This is a genomic window from Providencia lanzhouensis, assembly GCF_050469745.1.
Taxonomy (GTDB): Bacteria; Pseudomonadota; Gammaproteobacteria; order Enterobacterales; family Enterobacteriaceae; genus Providencia; species Providencia lanzhouensis.
The window spans coordinates 2548992-2575237 of record NZ_CP174123.1; the positions used below are offsets into that span (position 1 = coordinate 2548992).

General features: G+C 43.9%; 20 protein-coding genes. 3 read left to right on the top strand and 17 right to left on the bottom strand.

Annotation, left to right across the window (positions count from 1 at the left end; genetic code table 11):
• Positions 1-6: 6 nt before the first annotated feature.
• From menH to ACIH2S_RS12100, 3 genes are all read right to left on the bottom strand, one after another.
• Positions 7-789, bottom strand: coding sequence for a 2-succinyl-6-hydroxy-2,4-cyclohexadiene-1-carboxylate synthase (gene menH / locus ACIH2S_RS12090; protein WP_036952772.1), 783 nt, complete (start codon positions 787-789; stop codon positions 7-9).
• Positions 783-2462 carry a 2-succinyl-5-enolpyruvyl-6-hydroxy-3-cyclohexene-1-carboxylic-acid synthase gene (gene menD, locus ACIH2S_RS12095; RefSeq protein ID WP_108478590.1) on the bottom strand — a complete coding sequence of 560 codons (1680 nt, stop codon included), beginning with the start codon at positions 2460-2462 and terminating at the stop codon, positions 783-785. Before menD ends, menH begins: the two co-directional genes overlap by 7 nt.
• A 139-nt stretch (positions 2463-2601) precedes the next feature.
• The gene (locus tag ACIH2S_RS12100) at positions 2602-3927 is read right to left on the bottom strand and encodes an isochorismate synthase (protein ID WP_272533491.1); all 1326 of its coding nucleotides are present in this window, start codon (positions 3925-3927) and stop codon (positions 2602-2604) included.
• Between the two features lie 648 nt (positions 3928-4575).
• Here ACIH2S_RS12100 and ACIH2S_RS12105 point away from each other — a divergent pair.
• Together ACIH2S_RS12105 and ACIH2S_RS12110 are read left to right on the top strand one after the other, a co-directional pair.
• Entirely contained in the window at positions 4576-5787 is a 1212-nt protein-coding gene (locus ACIH2S_RS12105) for an alpha-xenorhabdolysin family binary toxin subunit A (RefSeq protein ID WP_108478589.1), read from the top strand.
• Positions 5788-5798: 11 nt separating this feature from the next.
• The gene (locus tag ACIH2S_RS12110) at positions 5799-6812 is read left to right on the top strand and encodes an alpha-xenorhabdolysin family binary toxin subunit B (protein WP_430247500.1); all 1014 of its coding nucleotides are present in this window, start codon (positions 5799-5801) and stop codon (positions 6810-6812) included.
• Between the two features lie 78 nt (positions 6813-6890).
• Here ACIH2S_RS12110 and nuoN read toward each other — a convergent pair whose 3' ends face one another.
• The 14 genes from nuoN to ACIH2S_RS12180 all read right to left on the bottom strand — a co-directional run bounded on the left by nuoN (position 6891) and on the right by ACIH2S_RS12180 (position 23852).
• On the bottom strand, positions 6891-8402 hold the full coding sequence (gene nuoN, locus ACIH2S_RS12115; protein WP_036952758.1) for an NADH-quinone oxidoreductase subunit NuoN: 1512 nt from the start codon (positions 8400-8402) through the stop codon (positions 6891-6893).
• Between the two features lie 9 nt (positions 8403-8411).
• Positions 8412-9935 (bottom strand): NADH-quinone oxidoreductase subunit M, encoded by a 1524-nt coding sequence (gene nuoM / locus ACIH2S_RS12120; RefSeq protein ID WP_036952755.1) that lies wholly within the window; start codon positions 9933-9935, stop codon positions 8412-8414.
• A gap of 19 nt (positions 9936-9954) precedes the next feature.
• Complete coding sequence (gene nuoL / locus ACIH2S_RS12125) at positions 9955-11811, bottom strand: NADH-quinone oxidoreductase subunit L (RefSeq protein WP_036952752.1); 1857 nt, start codon at positions 11809-11811, stop codon at positions 9955-9957.
• Positions 11808-12110, bottom strand: a complete 303-nt coding sequence (gene nuoK / locus ACIH2S_RS12130) for an NADH-quinone oxidoreductase subunit NuoK (protein WP_006660292.1) — start codon at positions 12108-12110, stop codon at positions 11808-11810. The genes nuoL and nuoK overlap by 4 nt, the downstream gene beginning before the upstream one ends.
• Positions 12107-12652: an NADH-quinone oxidoreductase subunit J gene (nuoJ, locus tag ACIH2S_RS12135; protein ID WP_036952750.1), complete on the bottom strand. Its 546-nt coding sequence runs from the start codon at positions 12650-12652 to the stop codon at positions 12107-12109. The genes nuoK and nuoJ overlap by 4 nt, the downstream gene beginning before the upstream one ends.
• Positions 12653-12664: 12 nt before the next feature.
• On the bottom strand, positions 12665-13207 hold the full coding sequence (gene nuoI, locus ACIH2S_RS12140; RefSeq protein ID WP_004259834.1) for an NADH-quinone oxidoreductase subunit NuoI: 543 nt from the start codon (positions 13205-13207) through the stop codon (positions 12665-12667).
• 14 nt (positions 13208-13221) lie between these two features.
• Positions 13222-14199, bottom strand: coding sequence for an NADH-quinone oxidoreductase subunit NuoH (gene nuoH / locus ACIH2S_RS12145; RefSeq protein ID WP_036952747.1), 978 nt, complete (start codon positions 14197-14199; stop codon positions 13222-13224).
• A complete protein-coding gene (gene nuoG, locus ACIH2S_RS12150; RefSeq protein ID WP_108478586.1) occupies positions 14199-16931 on the bottom strand; it encodes an NADH-quinone oxidoreductase subunit NuoG in 2733 nt (910 codons plus the stop codon). The genes nuoH and nuoG overlap by 1 nt, the downstream gene beginning before the upstream one ends.
• A gap of 88 nt (positions 16932-17019) precedes the next feature.
• Positions 17020-18381, bottom strand: a complete 1362-nt coding sequence (gene nuoF, locus ACIH2S_RS12155) for an NADH-quinone oxidoreductase subunit NuoF (RefSeq protein ID WP_036952742.1) — start codon at positions 18379-18381, stop codon at positions 17020-17022.
• The gene (gene nuoE, locus ACIH2S_RS12160) at positions 18378-18950 is read right to left on the bottom strand and encodes an NADH-quinone oxidoreductase subunit NuoE (protein ID WP_230082422.1); all 573 of its coding nucleotides are present in this window, start codon (positions 18948-18950) and stop codon (positions 18378-18380) included. Before nuoE ends, nuoF begins: the two co-directional genes overlap by 4 nt.
• A gap of 2 nt (positions 18951-18952) precedes the next feature.
• The gene (nuoC, locus tag ACIH2S_RS12165; RefSeq protein WP_181477305.1) at positions 18953-20755 is read right to left on the bottom strand and encodes an NADH-quinone oxidoreductase subunit C/D; all 1803 of its coding nucleotides are present in this window, start codon (positions 20753-20755) and stop codon (positions 18953-18955) included.
• Positions 20756-20829: 74 nt separating this feature from the next.
• Positions 20830-21504: a NuoB/complex I 20 kDa subunit family protein gene (locus ACIH2S_RS12170; RefSeq protein WP_004912254.1), complete on the bottom strand. Its 675-nt coding sequence runs from the start codon at positions 21502-21504 to the stop codon at positions 20830-20832.
• Positions 21505-21522: 18 nt separating this feature from the next.
• Positions 21523-21966 carry an NADH-quinone oxidoreductase subunit A gene (locus ACIH2S_RS12175; RefSeq protein WP_036952734.1) on the bottom strand — a complete coding sequence of 148 codons (444 nt, stop codon included), beginning with the start codon at positions 21964-21966 and terminating at the stop codon, positions 21523-21525.
• Between the two features lie 977 nt (positions 21967-22943).
• Positions 22944-23852 (bottom strand): LysR family transcriptional regulator, encoded by a 909-nt coding sequence (locus ACIH2S_RS12180; protein ID WP_036952731.1) that lies wholly within the window; start codon positions 23850-23852, stop codon positions 22944-22946.
• Positions 23853-24661: 809 nt separating this feature from the next.
• On the opposite strand from ACIH2S_RS12180, the gene ACIH2S_RS12185 reads away from it, so the two are divergent.
• Positions 24662-25876, top strand: a complete 1215-nt coding sequence (locus tag ACIH2S_RS12185; protein WP_036952728.1) for a pyridoxal phosphate-dependent aminotransferase — start codon at positions 24662-24664, stop codon at positions 25874-25876.
• Positions 25877-26246: the final 370 nt, after the last annotated feature.

Sequence of the window (26246 nt, forward strand, 5' to 3'; positions counted from 1 at the left end):
GTTCCTTTAACCACAGTGTGATAAAAAATAGTGAAGTGCAGCTGCATAATGTTGGGGATTTTCCCGATGCGCATTATGCCCTGCATTATCAATTAGCGTAAACGGCAATGCATATTGTTGCGAAACGCCTCGAAATTTTTGGTCTTTCTCACCGCAAAAATAACAGTAAGGGACCGATAATTGCTTTAATGACTCAGCTAAAAATGGTTGTTTGGATAGCGACGTATTTTCTAGCATATCGGCAACGGCCAATGGGTTATTTTGACCTCGGAGTGCTACCAATTTTTCACGCTGAGCCGATGTAAGGTCGGCAAAAACCGCTTGTTGATACCAATCATTCAAAACCTGTTCGATTGGTTGATGTCGAAAACGTTCTGCCCAGCGATGGTCGTTATCAGCTCTCGCAATACGTTCTTGTTCACTCTGTAAACCAACGTTGCCCCCTTCAATCACCAACCCTTGTAGCCCTTGATGAGTGCTAAAGCAGGCAAAGTGCATCGCTAAGCGGGCGCCGAGCGAATAGCCAATCAACACATATTGCGAAACAGAGTAACGCGCCAACAACTGAGTCAGTTGCGTATCAAAATCAACAAAACCTTGGCAGCCGATATTGCGTGAATCACCATGCCCCGGCAAATCGACCACTAAGCGCGGATAATTGGGGCAAGCCTCAACAATCGATGACCAATCATCGTGACTCCCTAATAAGCCATGAAGGAAAACTAGCCACGGTGTTTTTTTGCCGTTGGCAGGTTGTTCCTGACTCGGATAATAGTGCGCCGCTAGCACGGTAAACTTTCCACGTCTTGCAGTAATTGTTTTAGTGTTCGAGCACCTTCATCCCCATCAACCACTAACTCAATCAGCAGTGTACCGCGTTGCTTGAACCAGAATTCTTGCACTGTCTCTTTTAAGCTCGACCAATCTGTTGGCGCGCAGTATTGCAGACCAAACATCATCGCCGCACCTTCAAAGCTTACATTTTGTGGCATGCAATAATAGTTTTGGCGAGCTTCTGGGGAGGTTGGCAGCATCGAGAAAATTTGCCCGCCATTATTGTTCACAATAATCAACACACTAGGAGCAGAAGGTTCGCGCAACAATGCCAAACTGTTCAAATCATACAATGCGGATATATCCCCGACGATACCGAGTGTCGGTTTTGCTGTCGCTCTCTGTACACCAGCCATCGTCGAGATCAACCCGTCGATACCACTGGCGCCACGGTTACTAAATACCGGGTAACCCGCAGGCAATTGAGCCAGTGCATCAATTAAACGCACAATTAAGCTATTCCCCACGAAAAGTTGTCCGCGAGGCGGGAGAAGTTCAGGGAGTTGATGCGCTACCGCAGCTTCAGAAAATTGGTTTTGCAGCTGGGTTTGAACATGTTGCAAGGTACGATTTGTTAAGTCCGTTAAGCCTTCGCACCATGCACCGCGCGGTTGAGCAGGATGTTGCTCTATCCACCCTTTTACGCTGCAAGTGAGCTTACGACCCTGATGGTTGGCAGGATCTAAACGCCCGGGAATAGTATCAATTATCCAATACTCTTGAGGATGACACTGGCTTTGCCACTGTAATGCGCGTTTTCCTGTTATGCTGGAGCCAAACTGAACCACTAATTCTGCTTCATCTAACCAGGCTTTAGCGTTCGGATGTTGTAACCATAAATCAGCACATGGATAAGGTTGTCCAGTCTGAGAGAGCACATCACCGATAACTGGCCAGCCTAGTTCTGCCGCCCATTTTGCAACAAGCTCGCCATCATTGCTGCTCATACGCCCTGCGATCACGACCCCTTTTTTCTGACGCCAGAAATACCAGTCAGCCACTAATGCGACAGTATGGGTTAGAGGTTCGCTTAGCCACGGGTGAGATGATTGCCACCAATTACCTAAACTGGCTTGCCACTCGGTTTCCCCTTCAGTTTCACCATACAGCGGTTCAGCAAAAGGACAGTTCACATGGAATGCCCCATGACGCAGCTGATTCATCCCGTTATCTAGCGCAGAAACCAGCCACTTCGCTGAAATATCGCGCGTGGGTCTTGGTAGCATTAAACTTTCGAACGGATGGCTAGCAAAAATATGGGTTTGGCGGATAGCCTGATTGGCACCGCAGTCAATTAATTCTGGCGGTCTGTCTGCCGTGAGGAAAATGACTTTTTCCCCCGTTAATCCAGCTTCTATCAGTGAGGGATAAAGGTTAGCGACTGCCGTCCCTGAGGTGACAATCACGCCAACAGGTTCTCCACTCGCTTTCGCAAGCCCAAGAGCAAGATGACCTAATCCGCGCTCATCAAAGTGCGTATGGCAATGAAGTTTTGCATTATTCACAGCGGCTAACGTTAACGGCGTGGAGCGAGAGCCGGGAGCTATGCAGATATTTTTCATTCCGTGACGGGCTAGCGCCTCAATAATTACCTCAGCCCAACGGAGATTAAATGCTGAATTCGACATAATGTGCTCGGTAAATTATTCATGATGCTGAGTGTAATAGGATTGAGAAAAATTTCTTGATCTCAAAACAATTTTTCATGAACTAATTGAAAATAAAAAAGAAATAACCATTTTAGCTATAGGGTTTTTAGGCTATTTTTCATTGCGTTTTAAGTAAGGATTTCAGCCCAGCCGCTTTGTTTTCAATTTCTTCCCACTCTTGTTCAGGATCTGAACCACTCACAATCCCTGCGCCTGAATAGAGGGATATCTGGGTACCATCAATTTGAGCGCAGCGCAGAGAAACCGCAAATTCACTGCGATTTAAACTGACAAAGCCACCCGTTCCTGCATACCAACCACGAGAAAATGGCTCGTGCTCGGCAAGGAATTCACGAGCAACGCGACGGGGTAAGCCGCATACCGCTGCCGTCGGTTGTAAACGTTGCAAACAATCGCTGTCTGAGGGCGCTAATAGGGTCGCGGCAATGGAGCGATATAAATGTTGGATTTTTCTCAGGCGGATCACCTTCGCGGGGGAGACATCAATACCCGTTACCGCACCTTGTAATTGCTGACAAATATCATCAACCACCACTAAATTTTCATGCTGGTTTTTACTGTCTTCCATTAACCATTTGGCATTTTCAGCCGCAACCCCATCATCAACATGGTTAGCAACCGTACCGGCTAGTGCTTCAGAATTAAGTTGAGTGCCTTGGCGCAAGTAAAGGCGCTCTGGGGTCGATGACATAAAGCCGGAGTGCGCACTAAACGCCATCATAAAATGGTAGCAATGGTGATTCACTTTTTGGCTAGCAGATAAAAACTCTGCCGCAGTTATGGGCTTAGATAGTGACAATTTGGTTTCCCGTGCCATCACCACTTTCTCCATTTTACCTGCACGCATATCGTGAATTGCCCCAGTGAGTAACGCACACCATTCATCATGATCGGGAATATGCTGCTGCCCAATGATTTGAGTGGATAATGGGGATACGCTATTCGATACCGAATTTAACTGCTGTACAAAAGCAATAGCGGCTTGGAGATCCTGTGCACCATCAATATTTAGAGCAACAGTCACCGTTGAGCGCAAGCGGAAGATTTCTAATCGAGGTAGAAAATAGAATGCGGATTCTCGCTTAAGGGTTTCACTGATACCTTCGCCCACACCATTCCAACCATTGAGGCCCCATAATCGCATATCAGGGATTTCAGTATGCTCGGAGATAAATCGCTCAGCATCCATGATAGCATTAAATGATTTTACTGTGCCTAACGCACTACATTCCTCTGAGCCAGTACGGTGATACCAATAGAATTGAGGGTAGCTATCTTGGGACGATAACCACGCTAATCCAGGAAACGCCTCTTTTGCATCCATCTTCCACGCTAAGCGGGTATATTCGTTAGGATTGAGTACTAATGTAGACAAATGGGTCAGAATTTCAGCTAATAATTTATCAATTTTTGTTTTTGTCACTTTAGATTCCCACTGCACCATCACAACGACATCGATTTACTTACAATTATTATATATCGCAATGTAATTTATTAATACATTCATTATTAATAGCACAAGATGTTTAAAAAACCGTCAGATAGAAATCAAAAATGATAAGCTTACGACATGGGGGCATTTTCAAAATCATGTCATATCAAACTGTTAAATAAAGTCTCTCACCCTTCTTATTTGTATAACTCCACGATCAACTTATGAGTAAAATATAAAATTTCAATAATTCACCTTATAAACCACTTTTATTCTTTAATTAGTTCTAGATATTGAATCCTAATTAAGATTAATTACTTATTATTTGAAATCATAATATTCAGCTTAAGAACTCAGTGATGATCCTATATCTAAATTTTAAAATTGTAATTTATGTAATAAATGAATATTTAAAACTACAACCAATGAGTTATTTTTTAGCGCTGATTTTCATTTTTTAATATCAACATAAGCCCTGCGTTTCTAGTAGGTTATGAGTTATAAATTTGAACGTTACAAGCCCCTTATTTATTACTATTAAAAACGAAAAGTAAAAAATAAATTAATCATCAAAGCAACAAGATAATTAGCTATCTAATTTTATCATTCCACCTTCATTTAATTAATTGGAAATCCAGAATGAATACTCAGTCTAACTATGACAGAATTATTGAAAAGGAAAATATTGGTGATGCAACATTGGCATTGCTAACCAATCAAGACTCCTTATCCGCAAGATCAGCGGGTATATTCACCCTCGAAGATTTAATTAATATTCACCGACACGTCCAGTTTGCGCTAACCCTTCCTATCAAAGAAATTGATATTTTAAAATGGTTCGGAATTAATGATAAAAATGATTCATTACTACCAGCTAGTGAATTAACTGAGACGATTCTGAGTATTCGTAAACACGCTAACACCTGGGATAACGTTGAACTCAAAGTGAAAGAGCAATCCATTGATTTGTCATTAACAAGTCGTAACATCATACAAACTGGTGATCAAATTCTTGAATATATTAATCACATGCCGATTATTCAAAAAATCTCAGATAGCTTAGAGGATTTATCTGAAAGCGACTTAAACCAAATCACCTATCAAAATGACGACCAACAAATTGCCACTGAACTTTTAAGTATTTTGCAGTTAATTAAAGGAGATATAAAACAGCAATCGATTAAAACCATTAAAATTAAAAACACAGTCTCAGATTTTCGTGCGCATATTACCGGTGGATATCTTTCAGACTACACCCATGTAGATTCATTACTCTTCACAATAAAAGGACTATATCAACAATTAGAATCTAACGAGGATCCCAGCAATAACGAGTCATTTTATAAAGAGCTTATCGCCTTTAAGAAAAACGAACTATACCAATTAGAGCAGGAATATAGCCACTTTGTTAAGCTTTGCTTTACAGGTCTTGCGGGGGGCATTATTGGTTTAGTGATTACAGGCAGTATTTTTGGTGTAAAAGCAGAAAATATCCGTGATAGGAAAAATAAATTAATCAAAGAAATCGAAGGAATAAATCATAAGTTACATCAAGAACAGCTATTACAGAAAACTATCTTTGATATTCAAATTAATTTACAAAAAATTGAAAGTTTATTTAAAGATGCACGTCTAGCTATTGACCACTTAGATTATATGTGGCTCGTAATCCTCACAGAGATTAAACAATCTATTGATATATTTGCAAGGATAAACAATGCAGAAAAACTGATCCGGTTTATCACGCAATTCAAACGTATCATCACATCTTGGACTTCTATTCAAGATTATTCAGTTCATTTGATTAAGCTATTTGATGAGCTACAAATCAATGAAAAAAACTCACAATAAAAGGCGTTAATATGCATGATAACCTCGAATTACCTATGTTACCCTCCATTGATATCTACCAATTAAGGTGTATTTCAAATAGCATTAGCTCTTTTAATAAAAATATTCTTAACTACGACTATATTATTTATGGTCGCATTCAAAAAATTGCAATTAAGATTGAAAGACTCAATGAACTGATTAGAAACTCTGTTCCCATTCTAAAAATCAAATTGAACTATATTATTAAAAATGATGATTATGCATTGCTGACATATGAAAATAATGATGATGATGATCTATCTGATATTCGCCGAAAAATTGCAATTACAGGCTTTGTCGATGACTTAATGGATGTCAAATTTGAACTTGAAAAGCTTATTTCAAAAACACGCTATACATTAGAATCATTATTAGTTTTTCATCTAAATGAACCTAACAAACTGAAGCATTCTCAATATACCAAACAAAAAGAATTTCTTGTTAACTCTAAAAATAGTAAGCAATCTAAGATTAATGAATTAAATAACAATCTCTCTGTGATCCTCGCAGCAGAAGATATTATATTAAAGCATAAAATTACAGATTTCTTTGACCGATATTTTCAAGGGAAAGAGCTTATTGATTCTATTGATATCCAACCCAATAAAAAAGACATTCTGAAAGCGGCTATTAGTTATATTCGTAATTTATTAACGATGGTGGATGATGGGCTCGAGTTTAGTCAACTTGTTGATGTAAGGATCTATATCAGTGACCAAATTATTGAGGCGCGTGAAGAAATAAATACGATAGATAATAATATATTTCGACTCTCGCAGCTCATGAGCTATGCCAATGATATTAATCAGATAGAAACCCATAAACAGACCATTATCACTCAAGCCGGCGCTTTAAAATCTTATTGGGAGTCTTGGTGCGGTTTTATGAGTGAAAAAGTCTCAGAGGAGTGTTTGAATTTCGATCAAATTAAAACCGTTAGCCAAATGCTAATGACCTATTTGAACGATATTGAGTACCAATATCAACGACAATTACCAGATTAAAAAAATCCCCGTTACTGTTAAGTAACGGGGATTTTATCGGAACTGACTTGTTGACTAAACCTAGCTGTTTACTAAAACTTAGCTAAGTGCTGGCAGTGTTGATGTTGCAATATCAATAATCGGTTGTGGCCACAGACCAAACACAATAACCGCTATCGCACACAGCGCTGCAAACACAGTTCCCAACGTCATTTTTTCTGGTCCAGTATAGCGGTCTGCATGTTCTGCATCACGGCTATATAAGCTCGCCATAAAGCGCAAGTAGTAGAACAATCCAAGTGCACTACCTACCACCACAGCCCCTGTCAGCCACCACAATTGTGCGTATACGGCCGAAAGGATGGCATAGAACTTACCAATGAACCCAAGCGTAATAGGAATACCCGCTAGAGATAACATCATCACCGTCATCACCATCGCCAAGACTGGCTTGTGCCAGAATAAGCCGCGGAATGCACTGAAATCATCTTGGTCATCACCACGGTATGGGCTAGAAATTACGCTAACCACACCAAACGCACCCAAGCTCGCTAACAAATAGCTCACCAGGTAGATAGCAATGGTGACTTGTGCCAATTGAGCATCAACACGCATTGCCACTAACGTAACCAGTAAGTACCCCATATGAGCGATAGATGAGTAACCAAGCAGACGTTTCGCACTCTTCTGAGTCAATGCCAGCAAGTTACCAAACAAGATTGACGCAATCGCAATCACACCAACAACTGCTAATAATGTATCTGTTTGTGCGATGCCATCAACATGCGTAATTGGTGCTTCTAAGAAGATGCGAACCAACACCGCAAAGATAGCGATTTTACTGCCCGTTGCTAAGAAAGCGGCAACGGGTGCAGGTGCACCTTGATAAACGTCTGGGGTCCATAATTGGAATGGGAACAACGATAATTTAAAGCCAAAGCCCACAATCATCATACCTAAACCAACTAAAATCAGTGGCGCGTGAATGCTGCTATTCGCTAAACTTTGACCGACGACGCTGAAGCTTAAGCTACCTGATTCTGCGTATAATAAAGCGATACCAAACAGCAGGAATGACGACGCTGCTGCGGATAACACCATATACTTGATACCCGCTTCTAAAGTACGGCTACGTTCAAAGGTATAAGCCACCAGGCCAAATAGTGGAATAGAGATCAATTCAATACCGATGAACATCGAAGCCATATGGTTCGACATTCCCAGTAGAACACCACCCGTCACCGCAATGCTCAATAAGAGGTAAAACTCTTCTTTGTTATCATTAAAGCCTTCTAGCCAATGATAAGCAAAAATAGCGGTACCCATACCTGCGATCAGAACCAGTCCTGAGTAGAACAGTGCAAAACCATCAACTAACAGCAATGAAGTCACTGCTCTTGGTAGTAATGCTTCTTCGCCCACTGATGTAGGAATGGCATAGCCGTTAACCCAAATCAGTGAAACAAATGTCAGGAGAAAGCCAACAACCGTTATTCCGGCACTGGTTAAATGATCTCGCCGCCACGCAATTGACAGCATCACAATCACTGCAGTCAATCCAGAAAGGATTAACGGCAGCATTGCTAACAATTCTAAAGTTGTTATTGTCATGGCGAATTACTACCCTTGTGTTGAAAGTGAAGCAGAATACAGGTTATGCAGTGTTTCCATCGAACCCGCAGACGTATCTAAGATAGGTTGTGGGTAGAAACCAATGATAACCAATAAAGCCGCCAGAACCAGTAAAACACCAAACTCACGAGCCGTTAGCCCTTTCAGTTCAGTCTCTGATTTCGGCGTTCCGTAGTAAGTCTGCTGCATCATCCATAGTGCATAGATAGAGGCAAACACCACACCAAACACCATAATGCAGGTCACTAATGTGAATTGGCTGAAGCTACCGAAGAAGATCATGAATTCGCCGATAAAGTTACCTGTGCCCGGCATACCTAAGGTTGCTGCGGCAAAGAACAGGGATAAACCCGGTAACCATTTGATGCGTTTCCATAATCCACCCATCATGCGCATATCACGAGTCTGAGTACGTTCGTACAGCTGACCACTGATAATAATCAGCGCCGCACCCGACAGACCGTTAGTGATCATTTGCACCACAGCACCTTGATAGGCCAGTGTCGATGCTGCATAGATAGCCACGGTCACAAAGCCCATGTGCGATAAGCTACTGTACGCCGCTAAACGTTTAATATCCGTCTGTTTGAATGCTAACCATGCACCGTAGAAGATACTGATCACACCCAGCGTCATTGCCACTGGTGTAAATTGCAGTGAAGCTTCAGGGAACAATGGCAGTACAAAACGTAACAAACCGTATGCGGCTGTTTTCAGCATGATACCGGAGATATCGACAGAACCCGCCGTTGGCGACTGTTCTTGGGTATCTGCCATCCACCCATGGAATGGCACTAGTGGCATTTTTACTGCGAAAGCAATAAAGAAGCCCAGCATCAGCAAGAAGCCCGCCGTACCTGACAACGCACTTTCAGTACCTAGCAACGCGTTATAGTCGAATGTCAGCTCATTGAACGCAATCCAGTGAAGGATAACTAAGCCGATAATCGCCACCAGCATGATCAAACCGCTGACTTGCGTATAGATAAAGAATTTTGTCGCTGCCTTAACATGCTGGCGGTTACCTGACCCTTTGTGTCCCCAATTCGCAATCAGGAAGTACATCGGGATCAACATCATTTCCCAGAAGAAGAAGAATAAGAACAGGTCAACCGCCGTGAAGATCCCCATCACACCTGCAATAATCCATAACAGGTTAAAGTGATAAGCACCTTGGTTCTCTTGCTGCTCGCTCCACGAACTGAGGATTGAAAACGCGCCCATGATGGCGGTTAACACCACCATCAACAGCGATAATCCATCAACCGCTAACGAGAAATTGATACCTAGCGCAGGGATCCATTCCCTTGAGTATGTATTTTGCCACTCTGGAATACCTTGCGGGTTAACCAGCGAATAATCCCCTTGCGCCCAAAATAGTACCGCAAGGATAAGCGTGATCCCCATTGTCCCCAGCGCAACCCAACGAGGTGCACGGTGACTGAATCGGTCGGCCTGCCAGCTTAGCAGGGCACCGATAAAGGGAATAAGTATTAGCCAATATAATTGCATGGCGCAATGTGTCCCTTAATTAAACCAAAAGCAGCAGAGCAAGAATCAGCACTGCACCCAGCCCCAGAGAGGCAACATACCAACGGATCTGACCGTTTTCACTCACTGCAAGCCCTTTGTTTGCCCAACGTGAAAGATGTGCAGGGATATTCATCAGTGAGTTAATCGGATCGCTTTCGAGTAACCATGCAATTCCTTTGAAAGGTTTTACAAAAATTACATCATACAACCAGTCGAAGCCCCATGCGTGGTACCACCACGTTGAGAAGAAACGACCAATTGCTGTTTTCGCAATCGCATCAACGATAGAACGTCTAAACAGATAGAGGAACGTCGCAATCAACAGACCTGCGATAGCAAAACCACCCGAGATAGCTTCGATAAACAGTTTACCGTCTTCAGCTTCCATAGGTTTTGCAGGGAATACGCCCTCTAATGGCTGGTGGATCATCGCACCCACGAAGGTTGCAAGGATTGCCAAAATAGCCAGTGGTACAGTGTGAGTGATGCCTTTAACTTTATGCGCTTTGATTTTGGCTTCACCGTGGAAGACGATGAAAATCATACGGAAGGTGTAAATTGCGGTCATTAATGCACCGATGATACCCGCCCATAACAGCACAGTTTGCCCATCCACTTTCGCGCCCCACAAGATGGCATCTTTACTGTAGAAGCCAGAAGTAAACAGAGGCAACGCGGCCAATGCACTACCACCGATTAACATCACAATATAAACGAATGGAATTTGCTTACGCAGCCCACCCATTTTGAAGATGTTTTGCTCGTGATGACACGCGATGATCACCGAACCTGCGGACAGGAACAGTAACGCTTTGAAGAAGGCATGTGTCATTAAGTGGAAAATTGCCGCATCCCATGCTTGTACACCGAGAGCCAAGAACATGTAACCAATCTGGCTCATAGTAGAGTAAGCAAGAACACGTTTGATATCCGTTTGAACCAATGCTGCGAAACCTGCAAACAGCAATGTTACCGCACCCACAACACCCACTAAATGCAGAATATCTGGGGTTAATAGGAACAGACCATGAGTACGCGCGATTAAGTACACACCCGCAGTAACCATGGTTGCGGCGTGGATCAGCGCAGATACTGGCGTTGGACCCGCCATCGCATCAGCTAACCATGTTTGTAATGGCAGCTGAGCTGATTTACCTACCGCACCGCCTAATAACATCAGCGTTGCCCAGTTCAGCATCGATAAGCCTTCTGGAGACAACTGAGTCGCACGTTGTGCCATTTCGCTGAAGTTTAAGGTACCCAATTCGTTGTACAGGATAAACATGCCGATAGCCAAGAACACGTCACCGATACGGGTCACGAAGAAGGCTTTCATTGCCGCTTTGCCGTTCTCTGGATTGGTGTAATAGAAACCAATCAACAGATAACTGCACAGCCCTACCCCTTCCCAACCGAGATACATCAGCATCATGTTATCAGCCAGCACTAATACCACCATGCTCGCGATAAACAGGTTAGTGTAAGTGAAGAAACGTGAGTAACCTTCCTCGCCACGCATATACCAAGAGGCATACACATGAATAAGGAAGCCCACACCCGTTACCACACCTAACATGGTCAGAGAAAGACCATCAAGGGACAGGCTAAATGGGATGGTGAAATTACCCACAGACATCCAAGTCCATAACATTTGTGGGTATGGCTCATATCCACCATTAGCTAAAACAGGTTGGGCTAAAAATTCAGAGCCTGCATAAAATGCAACTAGAGCGGCCAGACCCACTGAGCCTGCACCGATAATCGCGGATACATTTTCTGACCAACGACCGCGGGAAAATGCGAGAAGCACAGACCCTAACAGCGGGAACAGAATCGTTAAATAGAGTAAGTTCATTCGCGCATCTCACTGACTTTATCAATGTTCAGGTTTTGACGATGACGATGGAGTTGCAGTAACAACGCCAATCCAATACTCGCCTCCGCTGCCGCCAGAGTGATTGCCAGAATATACATAATCTGACCATCTGGTTGCCCCCAAAAACTGCCTGCGACCACAAAGGCTAATGCCGTTGCGTTCACCATGATTTCCAGTCCGATCAGCATGAAAAGCAGGTTACGGCGAATAACAAGACAGCTCAGTCCCATTACAAAGATAATTGCCGCTAAAATCAGACCATGTTGAAGAGGTATCATTGTTTCTCCCCCGCATTACGGCTGTTGCTGACAAGATCAGCGCTGTTTTCTGAACGGTCACGACCCACGTGGAAGGCAACAACCAGACCCGCGAGCAATAATAACGATGCTAATTCAACGGCTAAGACGTAAGGACCAAACAAGCTGATACCCACTTCTTTCGCTGTGATAATCACACCTTCCGTTTTTTCTTGGTGAGAAAGGCTGGTGATCCCATACACTAAAATGCCCAGTAAAACGGCAGATAGCACTGCGGGACCAATCCACGTTTTCGGTGTTAACCAAGCGCGCTCTTGTTCTTGTACTGAGCGACCTAAGTTCAACATCATCACCACGAAAACAAACAGAACCATAATGGCGCCAGCGTAAACGATAATCTCCAACGCTCCGGCAAAATACGCCCCGAGCGAGAAGAACACCATTGACAGTGCCAACAGAGAAACCACCAGATACAGTAGCGCATGCACTGGATTGGTATTAGTAATCACCCTCAAAGTTGCTAGAACAGCAACTAGACCGGCGATATAAAATGTAAATTCCATGAATATCGCTCCTTACGGCAACAGGTCTTTGACGTTGATAGGTTTCGCTTCGTTATCCGCTTCGCCTTTATCTTTGCCTGCGATCGCCATACCTGATTTACGGTAAAAGTTATAATCAGGATATTTACCCGGTCCTGAAATCAACAGGTCGTTTTTCTCATAAACCAGGTCCTGACGACGCCAATCTGCCATTTCGAAATCTGGTGTCAATTGGATTGCCGTGGTTGGGCAAGCCTCTTCACACAGACCACAGAAAATGCAGCGAGAGAAGTTCACGCGGAAAAATTCGGGATACCAGCGTCCATCTTCGTGCTCAGCTTTTTGCAGTGAGATACATCCCACTGGGCAAGCAACCGCACATAAGTTACACGCAACACAACGCTCTTCACCGTCAGGATCGCGCGTTAGCACAATGCGCCCACGGTAACGGGGTGGCAGATAAACCGGCTCTTCTGGGTACATTTGCGTTTCCCGTTTATCGAACGCATGTAGACCCACCATCCAAATACTGCGTACTTGGGTGGCGAAACCGACCAATAACTCTTTTAATGTCATGGTTCAATCACCCCTTACTGAGCGTTGTATAAAATCACTGCTGCGGTACCCAGCAGGTTAAGCAGTGTCAGCGGCAGACAAATTTTCCAGCCGAAGGACATTACTTGGTCATAACGTGGGCGCGGTAATGAAGCACGGATCAAGATGAACATCATCATGAAGAAGGCTGTTTTAATCGCAAACCACAGGAAAGCAGGCAGGAATGGACCATGCCAACCACCAAAGAACAGTGTCACAATCAGCGCGGACACGGTCACGATACCGATATATTCACCCACGAAGAACAGACCGAATTTCATACCGGAATATTCTACGTGGTAACCGTCGGCAATCTCTTGTTCCGCTTCTGGCTGGTCAAATGGATGACGGTGACACACCGCGACACCCGCAATCGCAAACGTGATAAAACCAAAGAATTGTGGGATCACGTTCCACATACCCTCTTGGGAATTCACGATGTCGATTAAGTTGAATGAACCCGCTTGCGCGACCACACCCATCAGTGACAAGCCTAAGAACACTTCATAACTCACCGTTTGAGCCGATGCACGCATCGCACCCAATAAGGAGTATTTGTTGTTACTTGACCAACCAGCGAACAGTACCGCGTACACTGCCAGACCTGCCATCATCAGGAAGAATAAGATCCCGATGTTCAAGTCAGCGACGTGCCAAGTCGGGCTGACTGGCACAATGGCAAATGCTAAGAACAGAGAACAAAATGCGATAACCGGCGCAAGCGTAAAGATTTTCTTGTCCGCGAACTCTGGGATCCAGTCCTCTTTAAACAGCATTTTGAACATGTCGGCAATCAGTTGTCCCATACCAAATGGACCCACACGGTTAGGACCGTAACGGTTCTGGAATAGACCGAGAATACGGCGTTCACCGAGACTCATGTATGCCCCGCAGGTCACAACAACCAGCAAGATAACAACCGATTTAAGGATGGAAATCAGGACTTCCATCACCGCAGGAGAAATCCAATCCATCATGCGCCCCTCCGCAGATTATTCACTGACACGCCCGCCATTACCGGAGCAATTCCCGGCATACCCAGAGGTAAACCGATTTGACCCACTGCAAGGTGCTGACTAATGCGCACTGGCAGATTAAAGGTTTGACCTGCATGACTAAATTCAGCTTTCACGCCAGCATTTAGACCGAGTGTCGCCGCATCTTGCGCGTTCAACATGATATAAGGCTCTGGCATACGTTGCTGGATCACATCAGAACGTTGTGAAGTTTCATCACTACCAAATAGATGATAGTAAGGTGCCACAACCCACTGTGCTTCGCCGCTTTGGTAAGCCGCCGGAACCTCAGTGAAGTACGCCAATTTGCTTTCTTTCGAATTGAATAAACGCACACCCGGATCACCAAACAGTAAGTGTCCGCCCACCTCTGCTTGGAATTTGTTCCATGCTTGTGGTGAGTTCCAGCCCGGTGCCCATGCAAATGGAATTTGCTGGCGTGGCGCTTTCGGTTGGTTATTCCCTTCCATTGAGAACGCAAATGGTGAGTCGATATCTTGCGGTTGACGCGGTTCATGAACCGATTTGTCTGCCAGCATTGCCGTACGACCGCTGTAACGATGAGGTTCACGTGCCAGTTTCTGCCCACGAATGCGGAAAGAGGCTTTCGGTGCCGTATCTCTAATACCCGCAAATTGTGGCAGAGCTGCCACACACTCTTCGATAACGTGGTCTAATTGCGACCAATCTGCATCACGTTGCTGCGCTTCAGTTTGCAGTGAATGCATCCAGCGCCAGCTTTCGTTCATCACGATGCTGTTATCGTAGTAAGTTGGGTCAAAGACTTGGAAGAAGCGTTGAGCACGACCTTCTTGGTTGATAAGCGTACCGTCCGCTTCAGCAAAACTTGCCGCTGGCAGGACTAATGTCGCTTTATCCATGATGTCCGTGTGCTGGTGGTCTGCCACGATCAGGTGCTTCAATTTCGCTAATGCGCTATTGACAGCATCCACGGTGCTATGACGGTAAAGGTCATTTTCCATCACGATAGCCACATCCGCTTCATTAGCTTCAATGCGTGAGAACGCATTTTCTAATGGCAATGCGTTCATCATCGCAAGACCAAAGCTGTTGGCATGAGACGCGACATAAGACAGACCGACGTTCGCACCCTTCGCTTTCAGCGCAAATGCCACGTTAGCGGCGGCTTCGATCACCGCATCGCTAGCGCTATGGCTACCACTGATAATCAGAGGTTTTTTCGCACCCGCTAAGGCTTGAGCTACGGTTTCTACTTTCGCTTTCACATCAGCCGGTAAATCATTTACCGCCGGTGCGTCACCGTTGATCAGGTTAGCAATCGCAAAACCGAAACGTGCTTGATCAGTCACTGGCGCACGGTAGTTGTATGCGGCTACATCATCTAAACGCGTGTCATCCACGTTAGTGATAAACAGTGGATATTTGGCGTGTTGACCAATGTTTTGAATCGCTGCGATTTGCCAGTCAGCGACTTTCTGTGCTGCTGCCATTTCACGGGCTTTACCTTTCACCGCTTGGCGAACAGATAATGCCATACGGGCGCCTGTCTGAGTTAAATCTTCACCCAGAACTAATACCGCATCATAGCCTTCGATTTCACGCAATGTTGGGGTGTAAACACCGCCGTTTTGCAGAATGTTTTGCATCAACGCTAAGCGGCGCTGTTCATCCTTAGAAATACCGGAATAGAAGTTTTCAGCGCCAACTAAAGCACGCAGTGCATAGTTGCTTTCGACGCTAGCACGTGGAGAACCGATACCAATCACTTTCTTCGCTTGATTGATGATCTGTGCACCACTTTGCATTGCTTCAATCGCCGAAACCACCTGCTGTACGCCATCTTTGGTTAACAGCGCTTGGCGAGGACGGTCTTTACGGTTCACGTAACCATAACCGAAGCGACCACGGTCACACAGGAAGTAATGGTTTACAGAACCGTTATAACGGTTTTCAATACGGCGCAGTTCACCATAACGCTCACCTGGGCTGGTGTTACAACCGATGCTGCACTGTTGGCAGATACCCGGTGCAAATTGCATATCCCATTTACGGTTATAGCGTTCTGAATGCGTTTTGTCGGTGAATACCCCTGTTGGGCACACTTCGACGAGGTTACCGGAAAATTCACTTTCCAGCGTGCCGTCTTCAGTACGACCAAAGTAGACATAGTTATGCGCGCCATACACACCTAAATCGGTGCCATCGGCATAATCTTTGTAGTAACGAACGCAACGGTAACACGCGATACAACGGTTCATTTCATGACTAATGAATGGACCGAGATCTTGGTTTACGTGCGTGCGTTTTGTAAAACGATACTTACGCATAGTATGACCAGTCATCACCGTCATATCTTGTAAGTGGCAGTTACCACCCTCCTCACAGACTGGGCAGTCGTGTGGGTGGTTGGTCATCAGCCATTCAACAACACTTTCACGGAATTGTTTGGCTTCTTCATCATCGATTGAGATGTAAGTGCCTTCCGTTGCCGGTGTCATACAAGACATCACGAGACGACCACGAGTGTCATCTGCGTTTTGATACTGCTTCACCGCACACTGGCGGCAAGCGCCAACGCTTCCCAGCGCCGGATGCCAGCAAAAATAAGGAATATCTAGCCCCAACGATAAGCAGGCTTGTAACAGGTTTTCAGACCCGTTTACGTCATATTCTTTGCCGTCTACATATATCGTAGCCATAGTCAGCATGCTTCCCAAAGGCCCGCTTTAGCAGGCGTTAAACATAAATACGTTCTTCGTCAAAAATTCGTTTAGCGGTTGCTCAATCGCTAAATGCTTACCAACGCTGCTTGAGCAGGTTTGGCTGGATCCCGGCAATCTGCACGATGTTGCGCAGATCTTTTTTCGAGATACCCGCTTCGAACTCTCCACGGAAATATTTGATGGCGCTTTGTAATGGCTCAACCGCACCCGGTGCGTGTGCACAGAAGGTTTTGCCTGGTCCTAAGAAACGGCAAAGTTGTTCAAGAGTTTCGATATCCCCTTCTTGACCTTCACCTTTTTCTAATGCCTGTAGAATTTTTACGCTCCAAGGCAGACCATCACGGCACGGTGTACACCAACCACAGGATTCACGCGCGAAGAAGGTTTCTAAGTTACGTACTAAAGAAACCATGTTGATTTCGTTATCGACTGCCATCGCTAGCGCTGTACCTAAACGACTGCCTGCTTTTGCAATATTTTCGAAATCCATCGGTAAATCGAGGTGATCGTTGGTCAGGAAGTCAGTTCCTGCACCACCCGGTTGCCATGCTTTGAGTTTTAATCCATCACGCATACCGCCCGCGTAGTCTTCTAAGACTTCACGTGCAGTTGTACCAAATGGCAGTTCCCACAGACCCGGATTTTTCACGCGTCCAGAGAAGCCCATCAGCTTAGTGCCCGCATCTTTACTTTTGCCCGCGCTTAAATCGATATACCACTGGTCACCGTGCTCTAGAATTGCTGGCACGTTACAGATAGTTTCAACGTTATTAACGCAGGTCGGTTTACCCCATGCACCTGAACTTGCAGGGAATGGTGGTTTAGAGCGTGGGTTTGCACGACGACCTTCAAGGGAGTTAATCAATGCGGTTTCTTCACCGCAGATATAACGACCTGCACCGGTATGCACGAATAGCTCAAAATCAAAGCCCGAACCGAGAATATTTTTACCTAATAGCCCCGCTGCTTTGGCTTCTTCGATGGCACGACGCAAATGTTTAGCCGCTTCAACATATTCGCCACGTAAGAAGATATAACCACGATACGCTTTCAATGCATAAGCGCCGATAATCATCCCTTCCACTAATAAGTGTGGCAGTTGTTCCATCAGTAAACGGTCTTTGTAAGTGCCCGGTTCCATTTCATCCGCATTACATAAGAAGTAACGCAGTTTCATGTTTTCGTCTTTCGGCATTAAGCTCCACTTCAGACCCGTCGAGAACCCTGCACCACCACGACCTTTCAGTCCGGCGTCTTTGACAAGGTTAACCACTTCATCAGGAGCCATGCCTTTAAGGGCACGTTCGACACCTTTGTATCCGTTTTTACTGCGATACTCATCTAACCAGACTGGCTGCGCGTCATCGCGTAGACGCCAAGTTAATGGATGAGTTTCCGCGGTACGGATCACAGGGTTTGCGGAGAAGTTTGTCATGGATACTGCTCCAGTAGCTTTTGAATATTTTCAGGCTGCACATGACTGTGGGTATCGTCATCGATCATCATCGTTGGACCCTTGTCACAATTACCTAAGCAACAGGTTGGCAGCAGCGTAAAGCGACCATCAGCTGTGGTTTGACCTGGGCGAATACTCAGCTGTTTAATAATTTCAGCTTCTAAGCCTTGGTAGCCCGTAATATGGCAAACAACACTGTCGCAATAACGAATAATGTGGCGACCCACTGGTTGACGGAAAATTTGGCTATAGAATGTTGCCACGCCTTCCACATCACTCGCAGGAATGCCGAGAACTTCTGCGATAGCGTGAATTGCGCCATCTTCGACCCAGCCACGATTTTTTTGCACAATTTTCAGCGCTTCAATTGAAGCCGCGCGTGCATCTTCATAGTGGTGTTTTTCCCCTTCAATTTCCGCACGCTCATGTTCGGTTAACACAAAACCGTGATTGACTTGCGGTTCGAAGGTATTCACCACGTCAGACTGGCTGTTACAGCCGCATTGGCTCGTGCCACATTGACCTTGTTTATCTTGTTCATTATGCATGGTTAGCGATCCACATCCGACATTACAAAATCGATACTACCCAGATAGACAATTAAGTCAGAAACCAAGCTACCTCTGATTGTCGCCGGAATTTGCTGCAAGTGCGCATAACTCGGAGTACGAATACGTGTACGGTAGCTCATGGTGCTGCCGTCACTGGTTAAGTAGTAGCTGTTGATCCCTTTGGTTGCTTCAACCATCTGGAATGATTCGTTAGCTGGCATTACCGGCCCCCAAGACACTTGTAAGAAGTGGTTGATCAGGGTTTCGATATGCTGCAATGTGCGCTCTTTCGGTGGCGGCGTTGTCAGTGGATGGTCAGCTTTAAATGGACCTTCAGGCATATTCTTCAGACACTGCTCAAGAATACGGATACTTTGACGCATCTCTTCCACTTTGATCATTACGCGGTCATAGCAGTCACCGTTATGGGCGATTGGAATGTCGAATTCAAAGTTTTCATAACCTGAATAAGGACGTGCTTTACGTACGTCAAAGTCCACACCCGTTGCACGCAAGCCTGCACCTGTCACACCCCACGCTAATGCCTCTTCCTTGGTGTAAGATGCCACACCAATAGAACGACCTTTCAAAATGGAGTTTTTCAGCGCAGAGGTCACATAGGATTCTAGACGTTTCGGTAACCAGTCTAATAATTCACGCAGTAATTTATCCCAGCCACGCGGTAAATCGTGAGCAACCCCACCGATGCGGAACCAAGCTGGGTGCATACGGAAACCAGTGATTGCTTCAATGACGTTGTACACTTTTTGTCTATCAGTAAACGCAAAGAACACCGGCGTCATCGCACCAACGTCTTGAATATAGGTACTGATATACAGTAGGTGACTGTTGATACGGAACAGTTCAGACATCATCACACGGATAGTTTTTACGCGATCCGGTACTTCGATACCTGCCAGTTTTTCAACTGCAAGAATATATGGCATTTCATTCACACAGCCGCCGAGGTATTCGATACGGTCGGTATAAGGAATGTAGCTATGCCATGACTGACGCTCACCCATTTTTTCCGCACCACGGTGGTGGTAGCCGATGTCGGGAACGCAGTTAACAATCTCTTCACCATCCAATTGCAGCACGATACGGAATGCACCGTGAGAAGATGGGTGGTTTGGACCCAAGTTCAGGAACATGAAATCTTCGTTTTCATTTCCACGATCTAAGCCCCACTCTTCTGGTTTGAAAGTTAATGCTTCCATTTCCAGATCTTGCTTTTGCTTAGTCAGAACAAATGGGTCGAATTCCGTGGCGCGCGCAGGGTAATCTTTGCGCAGCGGGTGACCTTCCCAGCTTGGAGACATCAGCAAGCGACGTAAATTTGGGTGACCTTGGAAGGTGATCCCGAACATGTCCCACACTTCACGCTCATACCAGTTGGCATTTGGGAATAAAGAAACCACTGATGGCACGTTTAAGTCTTTCTCGTTAAGAGCCACTTTCAACATGATATCGCGGTTTCGGTCAATGGAAATGATGTGGTAGAACACACTAAAGTCCGCTTCAGGCAGACCTTGGCGATGAATACGCTGGCGTTCATCGACTCCATGTAAGTCGAACAACATCACATAAGGTTTAGGTAGCTTCTGTAAGAAATCTACAATTTCCAGTAATTGTTCACGGCGCACCCAAACCACTGGCATGCCAGTGCGGGTTGCTTGAACTGAAAAGGCATCCGGGCCAAATTGGTTGCGCAGTTCCAGAAGCACAGGATCATTAATGTGATCTTGTGTCTGCCATTCTGGCTGATTATGACTCGCTTGCGCTATCTGATCTGTCATCATTCTTCACCATAACGCTTGATCAGGTTTATTATTTCGCAACAACATTGCTCTGTTACGCTGTATGGCTAAAAGCCTTAAATTTCGTCAGGGGTACGCAGGTTGGTTACTGCAATACGTTCACCGTGTTTTCTTTCTCTTTCTGACTGCATATTCGCACGATAAACACCCTGATCACCGACAACCCATGAAAGTGGGCGACGTTCTTTGCCGATGGATTCTTGTAACAGAAGGAGAGCCTGCATATAGGCTTCAGGGCGTGGCGGGCAGCCTGGAATGTACACATCCACGGGAATAAATTTATCGACGCCTTGAACAACAGAGTAGATGTCATACATCCCACCGGAGTTCGCACATGAACCCATGGAGATAACCCATTTTGGTTCAAGCATTTGGTCATAAAGGCGCTGGATGACGGGAGCCATTTTGGTAAAACAAGTTCCCGCAACAACCATAAAGTCGGCTTGACGAGGAGAAGCACGCAGTACTTCCGCACCAAAGCGGGCTACGTCATGAACAGCCGTGAACGACGTCACCATTTCTACATAGCAACATGAAAGACCGAAGTTGTATGGCCACAGGGAGTTTTTACGTCCCCAGTTCACCACATCATGAAGTGCATGGGATAATTTCCCCATATACACGCTGTTTTCAACTTGCTGCTCAAGAGGATCAGTAACGATTTCTTGAGTTTGCAGTGGGTAACGGTCGTTCTCACCGTTCGGATCTATGCGGGTGAGCGTATAATCCATTGTATAATGCCTCGCTTTTTACTGCGGATGACGATTGCTGATTTTAATAACTTCACTAGGACCTTTAACTGCGCGACGTGAACGGATTGGAGTCCAATCGAGTGCACCAACGCGGATCAGATAAAATAATCCCGCCAACAATACCAAGATAAAAATAGCGGCTTCGATGAAACCGACCCATCCCGCTTCGCGGATGGCGACAGACCATGCAAATAAGAACATAGCCTCCACATCGAAGATCACGAAAAACATCGCGACCAAGTAAAACTTGGCTGACATACGAAGACGAGCACTACCGACAGAGTCAATACCTGACTCGTAGGGAACATGTTTTGTTCTGGCTTTAGCGCGGCTACCCAAGAAATGACCTGCGGTCAACATGAAAGCGCAAAGACCAATAGCGCCGAGAAGGAATATAGCAAAGCCCCAGTTATGGGCTAACTCTAGGATTGATGTAGACATACTCGTTGCTTACTCATTACTTATGGCACTTAACTGCTCTTTTTATAACACGGCAGTATTGCACCACAATTGCCCAGTTAATCGAGAAGAAAGACTAAAATTGACCTCTAAACTAAAAGATCCCCCAAACTAAAATCAGCCTGACGACTGCTGTTTGGTTTGCCCTTCTCTCACTACATTTTATTTTGCTCAAATGAGACAAAATAACCGTATTTATTACAAATAATTCACACGTCAAAAACATTTGTGAAACAAAAATAACTCATTAACTGCTAAAACGTGTCAGTGTTACTATACACAAATAAACACGCAAAGTAGTCTAACTGATTATTCGCTTTTACTACACTATTATCTCAGGAAAAACCTGTCTTAACAGACGAAAAAATGTGCTTTTTATTTGATCTAACGCACAGATTTATTGAAAAAATACTCAATTTGTTTACATAACATCCGAATTTAATTTAATAAGCGATAACGAATTTTTATTCATCATGCCCACTAAGCCACTGACTACTCTCAGCTATTTTATCAATTCAGCAAATAAATTTTGTTAACGGCGTAACAAATCGTTAACTAACTAATGAATTTCATGTTATGCCATATACATCACAATTATTTCATGCTCTTACGCGTAAATCCATACTCAATAAGTGGTTAATTCGTGTGTTTTGTCACCTATTGAGCAGAAACATTGTTCACTATTTTGTCACCTGAACTTTAAGTAAAATATCGTACTGGCAAAATCCCCTTCTTCCCCTATTAACCACTTAATGAGTATGGTCAGTAAATTTCAGTTAAAAACAATTTGATAACAATATAAATGCGTAAAATAGTCAGGTCGGTTTTAAGGAAGATATAGATGGAAAAAAAACGGCTGAGCCAGAATTAACTGACTCAGCCGGATAAACATATTTTGATTTATTTGATACTTATCTTTGATAAAAATCCTATTTTATCGATAAGGACAGTTCTCTATCTTATTGAGCGCCGTTCTCAACTTGTTCAGCGACAGAATAAGAGATTTTTTTGTTTTCAATTGCATTAAAAACAGTGAGCACGAAATCTTTTTGCTCATCCGCATTTTTATATAGCCAGTACTGAATATCTGGTAAACGAGGTAAGCCATCTGACTCGCCTAAAACACGCAGATCCGCATTTTGCATTTCCATTGGACGTGCAGTTACTCCAACTTCGGCATTCACCGCTGCGCGAACAGCAGGTAATGATGCCGCTTCATAAGCCACATGCCATGGTAATCCTGCTTCATCTAATGCATGAGTACATAACTTACGGTATGGGTTAGTTTCATCCATTACCACCAATGGGATTGGCTCATTTGGGCGTAGCTGAAAATCAGGTGCGCTGTGCCATAAAATCGGGACAGTTCTTAATGCTGTTTTTGGGTGCTGAGGAATACGACTTGTCGTTAATGCTAGATCAATTTCATGATTATCTAACATTGACTCAATAAACTGAGCACGTTTAATTCTCACTTCTACCGCGATGCGTGGAAATACGGAGGCAATACGGTTTAGTAAGAAAGGTAATAAGATATCGACGGTATCGTCGGATGCCCCGATACGCAATTCGCCATCTGCATCGTTATAGGTTAAAGATGCGGTGGCATCATCATTAGCGCGTAAAATTTGTCTCGCATAACCGAGTAATTGCAAACCGTGGGCGGTTAACAGCTTATTACGCCCGTGACGTGCAAATAATTCACGACCAACTAATTGCTCTAAACGTTGCATCTGCTGGCTAACAGCGGACTGGGTTCGACATACTGCGGCAGCAGCAGCGGCAAAAGTGTTAAGATCAGCCACTGCGACAAATGTGCGTAGTAAATCGAGATCTAAGTTCATTATGGGACGATTGGAATTTATCATCGTACATTCTCTTTATATAATTTTATGATACCTGGTGTTTCTGCTCTCCTCCGTGAGAATCAGCGAGTCTTAAAAATAATCCAACTTTTGCATTTCTAATCCGTAGATCTGCATTTATTGTATTCAATACTCTATATTGCTATATCTATTTGATAATTAACTTAAACAGCTTAATTATCCAATTAGTGTTTTAAATTTCTATCAATTAAAGCGGGGTTGATTAACGTAAAACTCAATAAGCGCGAAATAATTGAAGAAGACTAAATAGTAACATATTTAATGTAGTTGCAATTATTTTAATGTAAGCTGTTTATGTAACATATGATGTAAATTAACAATTTTATTAATTATCAATACACTAAACATTATAACCACGGTTTCACTAAGAATATTCTCATTAAAATAATCAATATTGCTAACAAAAAAAGTCAAAAAGCACCCAAAATGCCCCGACCAATAGTTAAATTTATTTCTAATTTAATGATTTAAGATGCAAACTTACAGAGTGATACAATTTTTGTTACTTTGTCATTATGCGACTTTTCTGCCATTTTTTTATAACTCATCCACTGACACACTCCAAAACAACGATAATTATCAGAATTAGATTCCAACTTAATAACTATAATTGGAATCATCATCTAACTTATTCAATACTTTAAGATAGCACATATCTGATTTATGTCTAAACCAACCTTTTACACCAAAAATTATCTAGCATCTTCAAAAGCTTCCGAGGGAGGAGTACAGTAGATAGTAACGCCGGAAGTCCCCTATGATTGCTAGCCCGTTAGGGTAATGAGAGAACCATGAATACGATAATGAAATCCAATAAGCTTGATAATGTTTGCTATGACATTCGCGGGCCAGTTTTAAAAGAAGCTAAACGCTTAGAAGAAGAAGGCAATAAAGTCCTAAAACTGAACATTGGTAACCCGGCACCGTTTGGCTTTGAAGCACCTGATGAGATCCTCGTTGATGTCCTGCGCAATCTGCCAAGCTCACAAGGTTACTGTGATTCTAAAGGCTTATATTCTGCGCGTAAGGCAATTGTTCAACACTACCAAGCCCGTGATATCCACGATATGACGGTTGAAGATGTTTATATTGGTAACGGTGTTTCTGAATTAATCGTTCAAGCAATGCAAGCGCTATTAAACAATGGCGATGAAATGCTGGTTCCAGCCCCTGATTATCCACTCTGGACAGCGGCTGTTTCGTTATCGGGCGGTAATGCTGTTCACTATATGTGTGATGAACAACAAGGCTGGATGCCGGATATTGACGATATCCGCAAAAAAATCAGCCCACGTACCCGTGGGATTGTCATCATCAACCCAAATAACCCAACAGGTGCGGTGTACAGCAAAGAACTATTAATGGAAATCGTCGAGATTGCTCGCCAACATAGTTTGATTATCTTTGCCGACGAAATTTACGATAAAATTCTGTATGACGATGCGCAGCACCACTCTATCGCAGCATTGGCTCCTGACTTACTGACAGTGACCTTTAACGGGTTATCAAAAACCTACCGTGTCGCAGGTTTCCGCCAAGGTTGGATGGTATTAAATGGTCCGAAAAAGCAGGCCAAAAGTTATATTGAAGGCTTAGAAATGTTAGCCTCCATGCGCTTATGCGCTAACGTGCCAATGCAACACGCTATCCAAACAGCATTAGGCGGTTACCAAAGTATCAGTGAATTTATCCAACCGGGTGGTCGTTTATATGAGCAGCGTAATCGTGCATGGGAATTGATTAACCAAATTCCTGGTGTCTCTTGTGTTAAGCCACAAGGCGCTCTGTATATGTTCCCGAAAATTGATATTAAACGTTTTAATATCCACGATGACCAAAAAATGATCCTTGACCTGCTACTGCAAGAAAAAGTGCTATTAGTTCAGGGAACTGCATTTAACTGGCCACATCCAGACCATTTCCGTATTGTCACCCTGCCTTATGCAGATGATTTAGAAATGGCGATTACCAAGTTCGGGCGTTTCCTTAGCGGATATAAGCAGTAATTAGAACATTACTAAGATTTTTGTTAGTCAATAAATAGCTCCTCAGTGAGCTATTTATTTTTGATAGCCTATAAAATGAAATATTACTGTTATAACTAATTAAAATGACCCATCCTATAATCAAAGTTATCTCAAAATACTTTAAATTATTTAAGCGTGATTAATTTCAGGATGAGCAGGCAAATAGAATAGTCCTAAAAGAACCATTCTATTTATTACATATCATCTCTTAATACGACTATCTTTATCTGATATTTAAATGATAGAAATAAGATAAACTGCCGCAAGAAAAAACAACACTAATATTACTGGAAAGTATTTCATAAAAACCTCGATTAGCTGACAAGTTAGAATAATATCGATGATTATA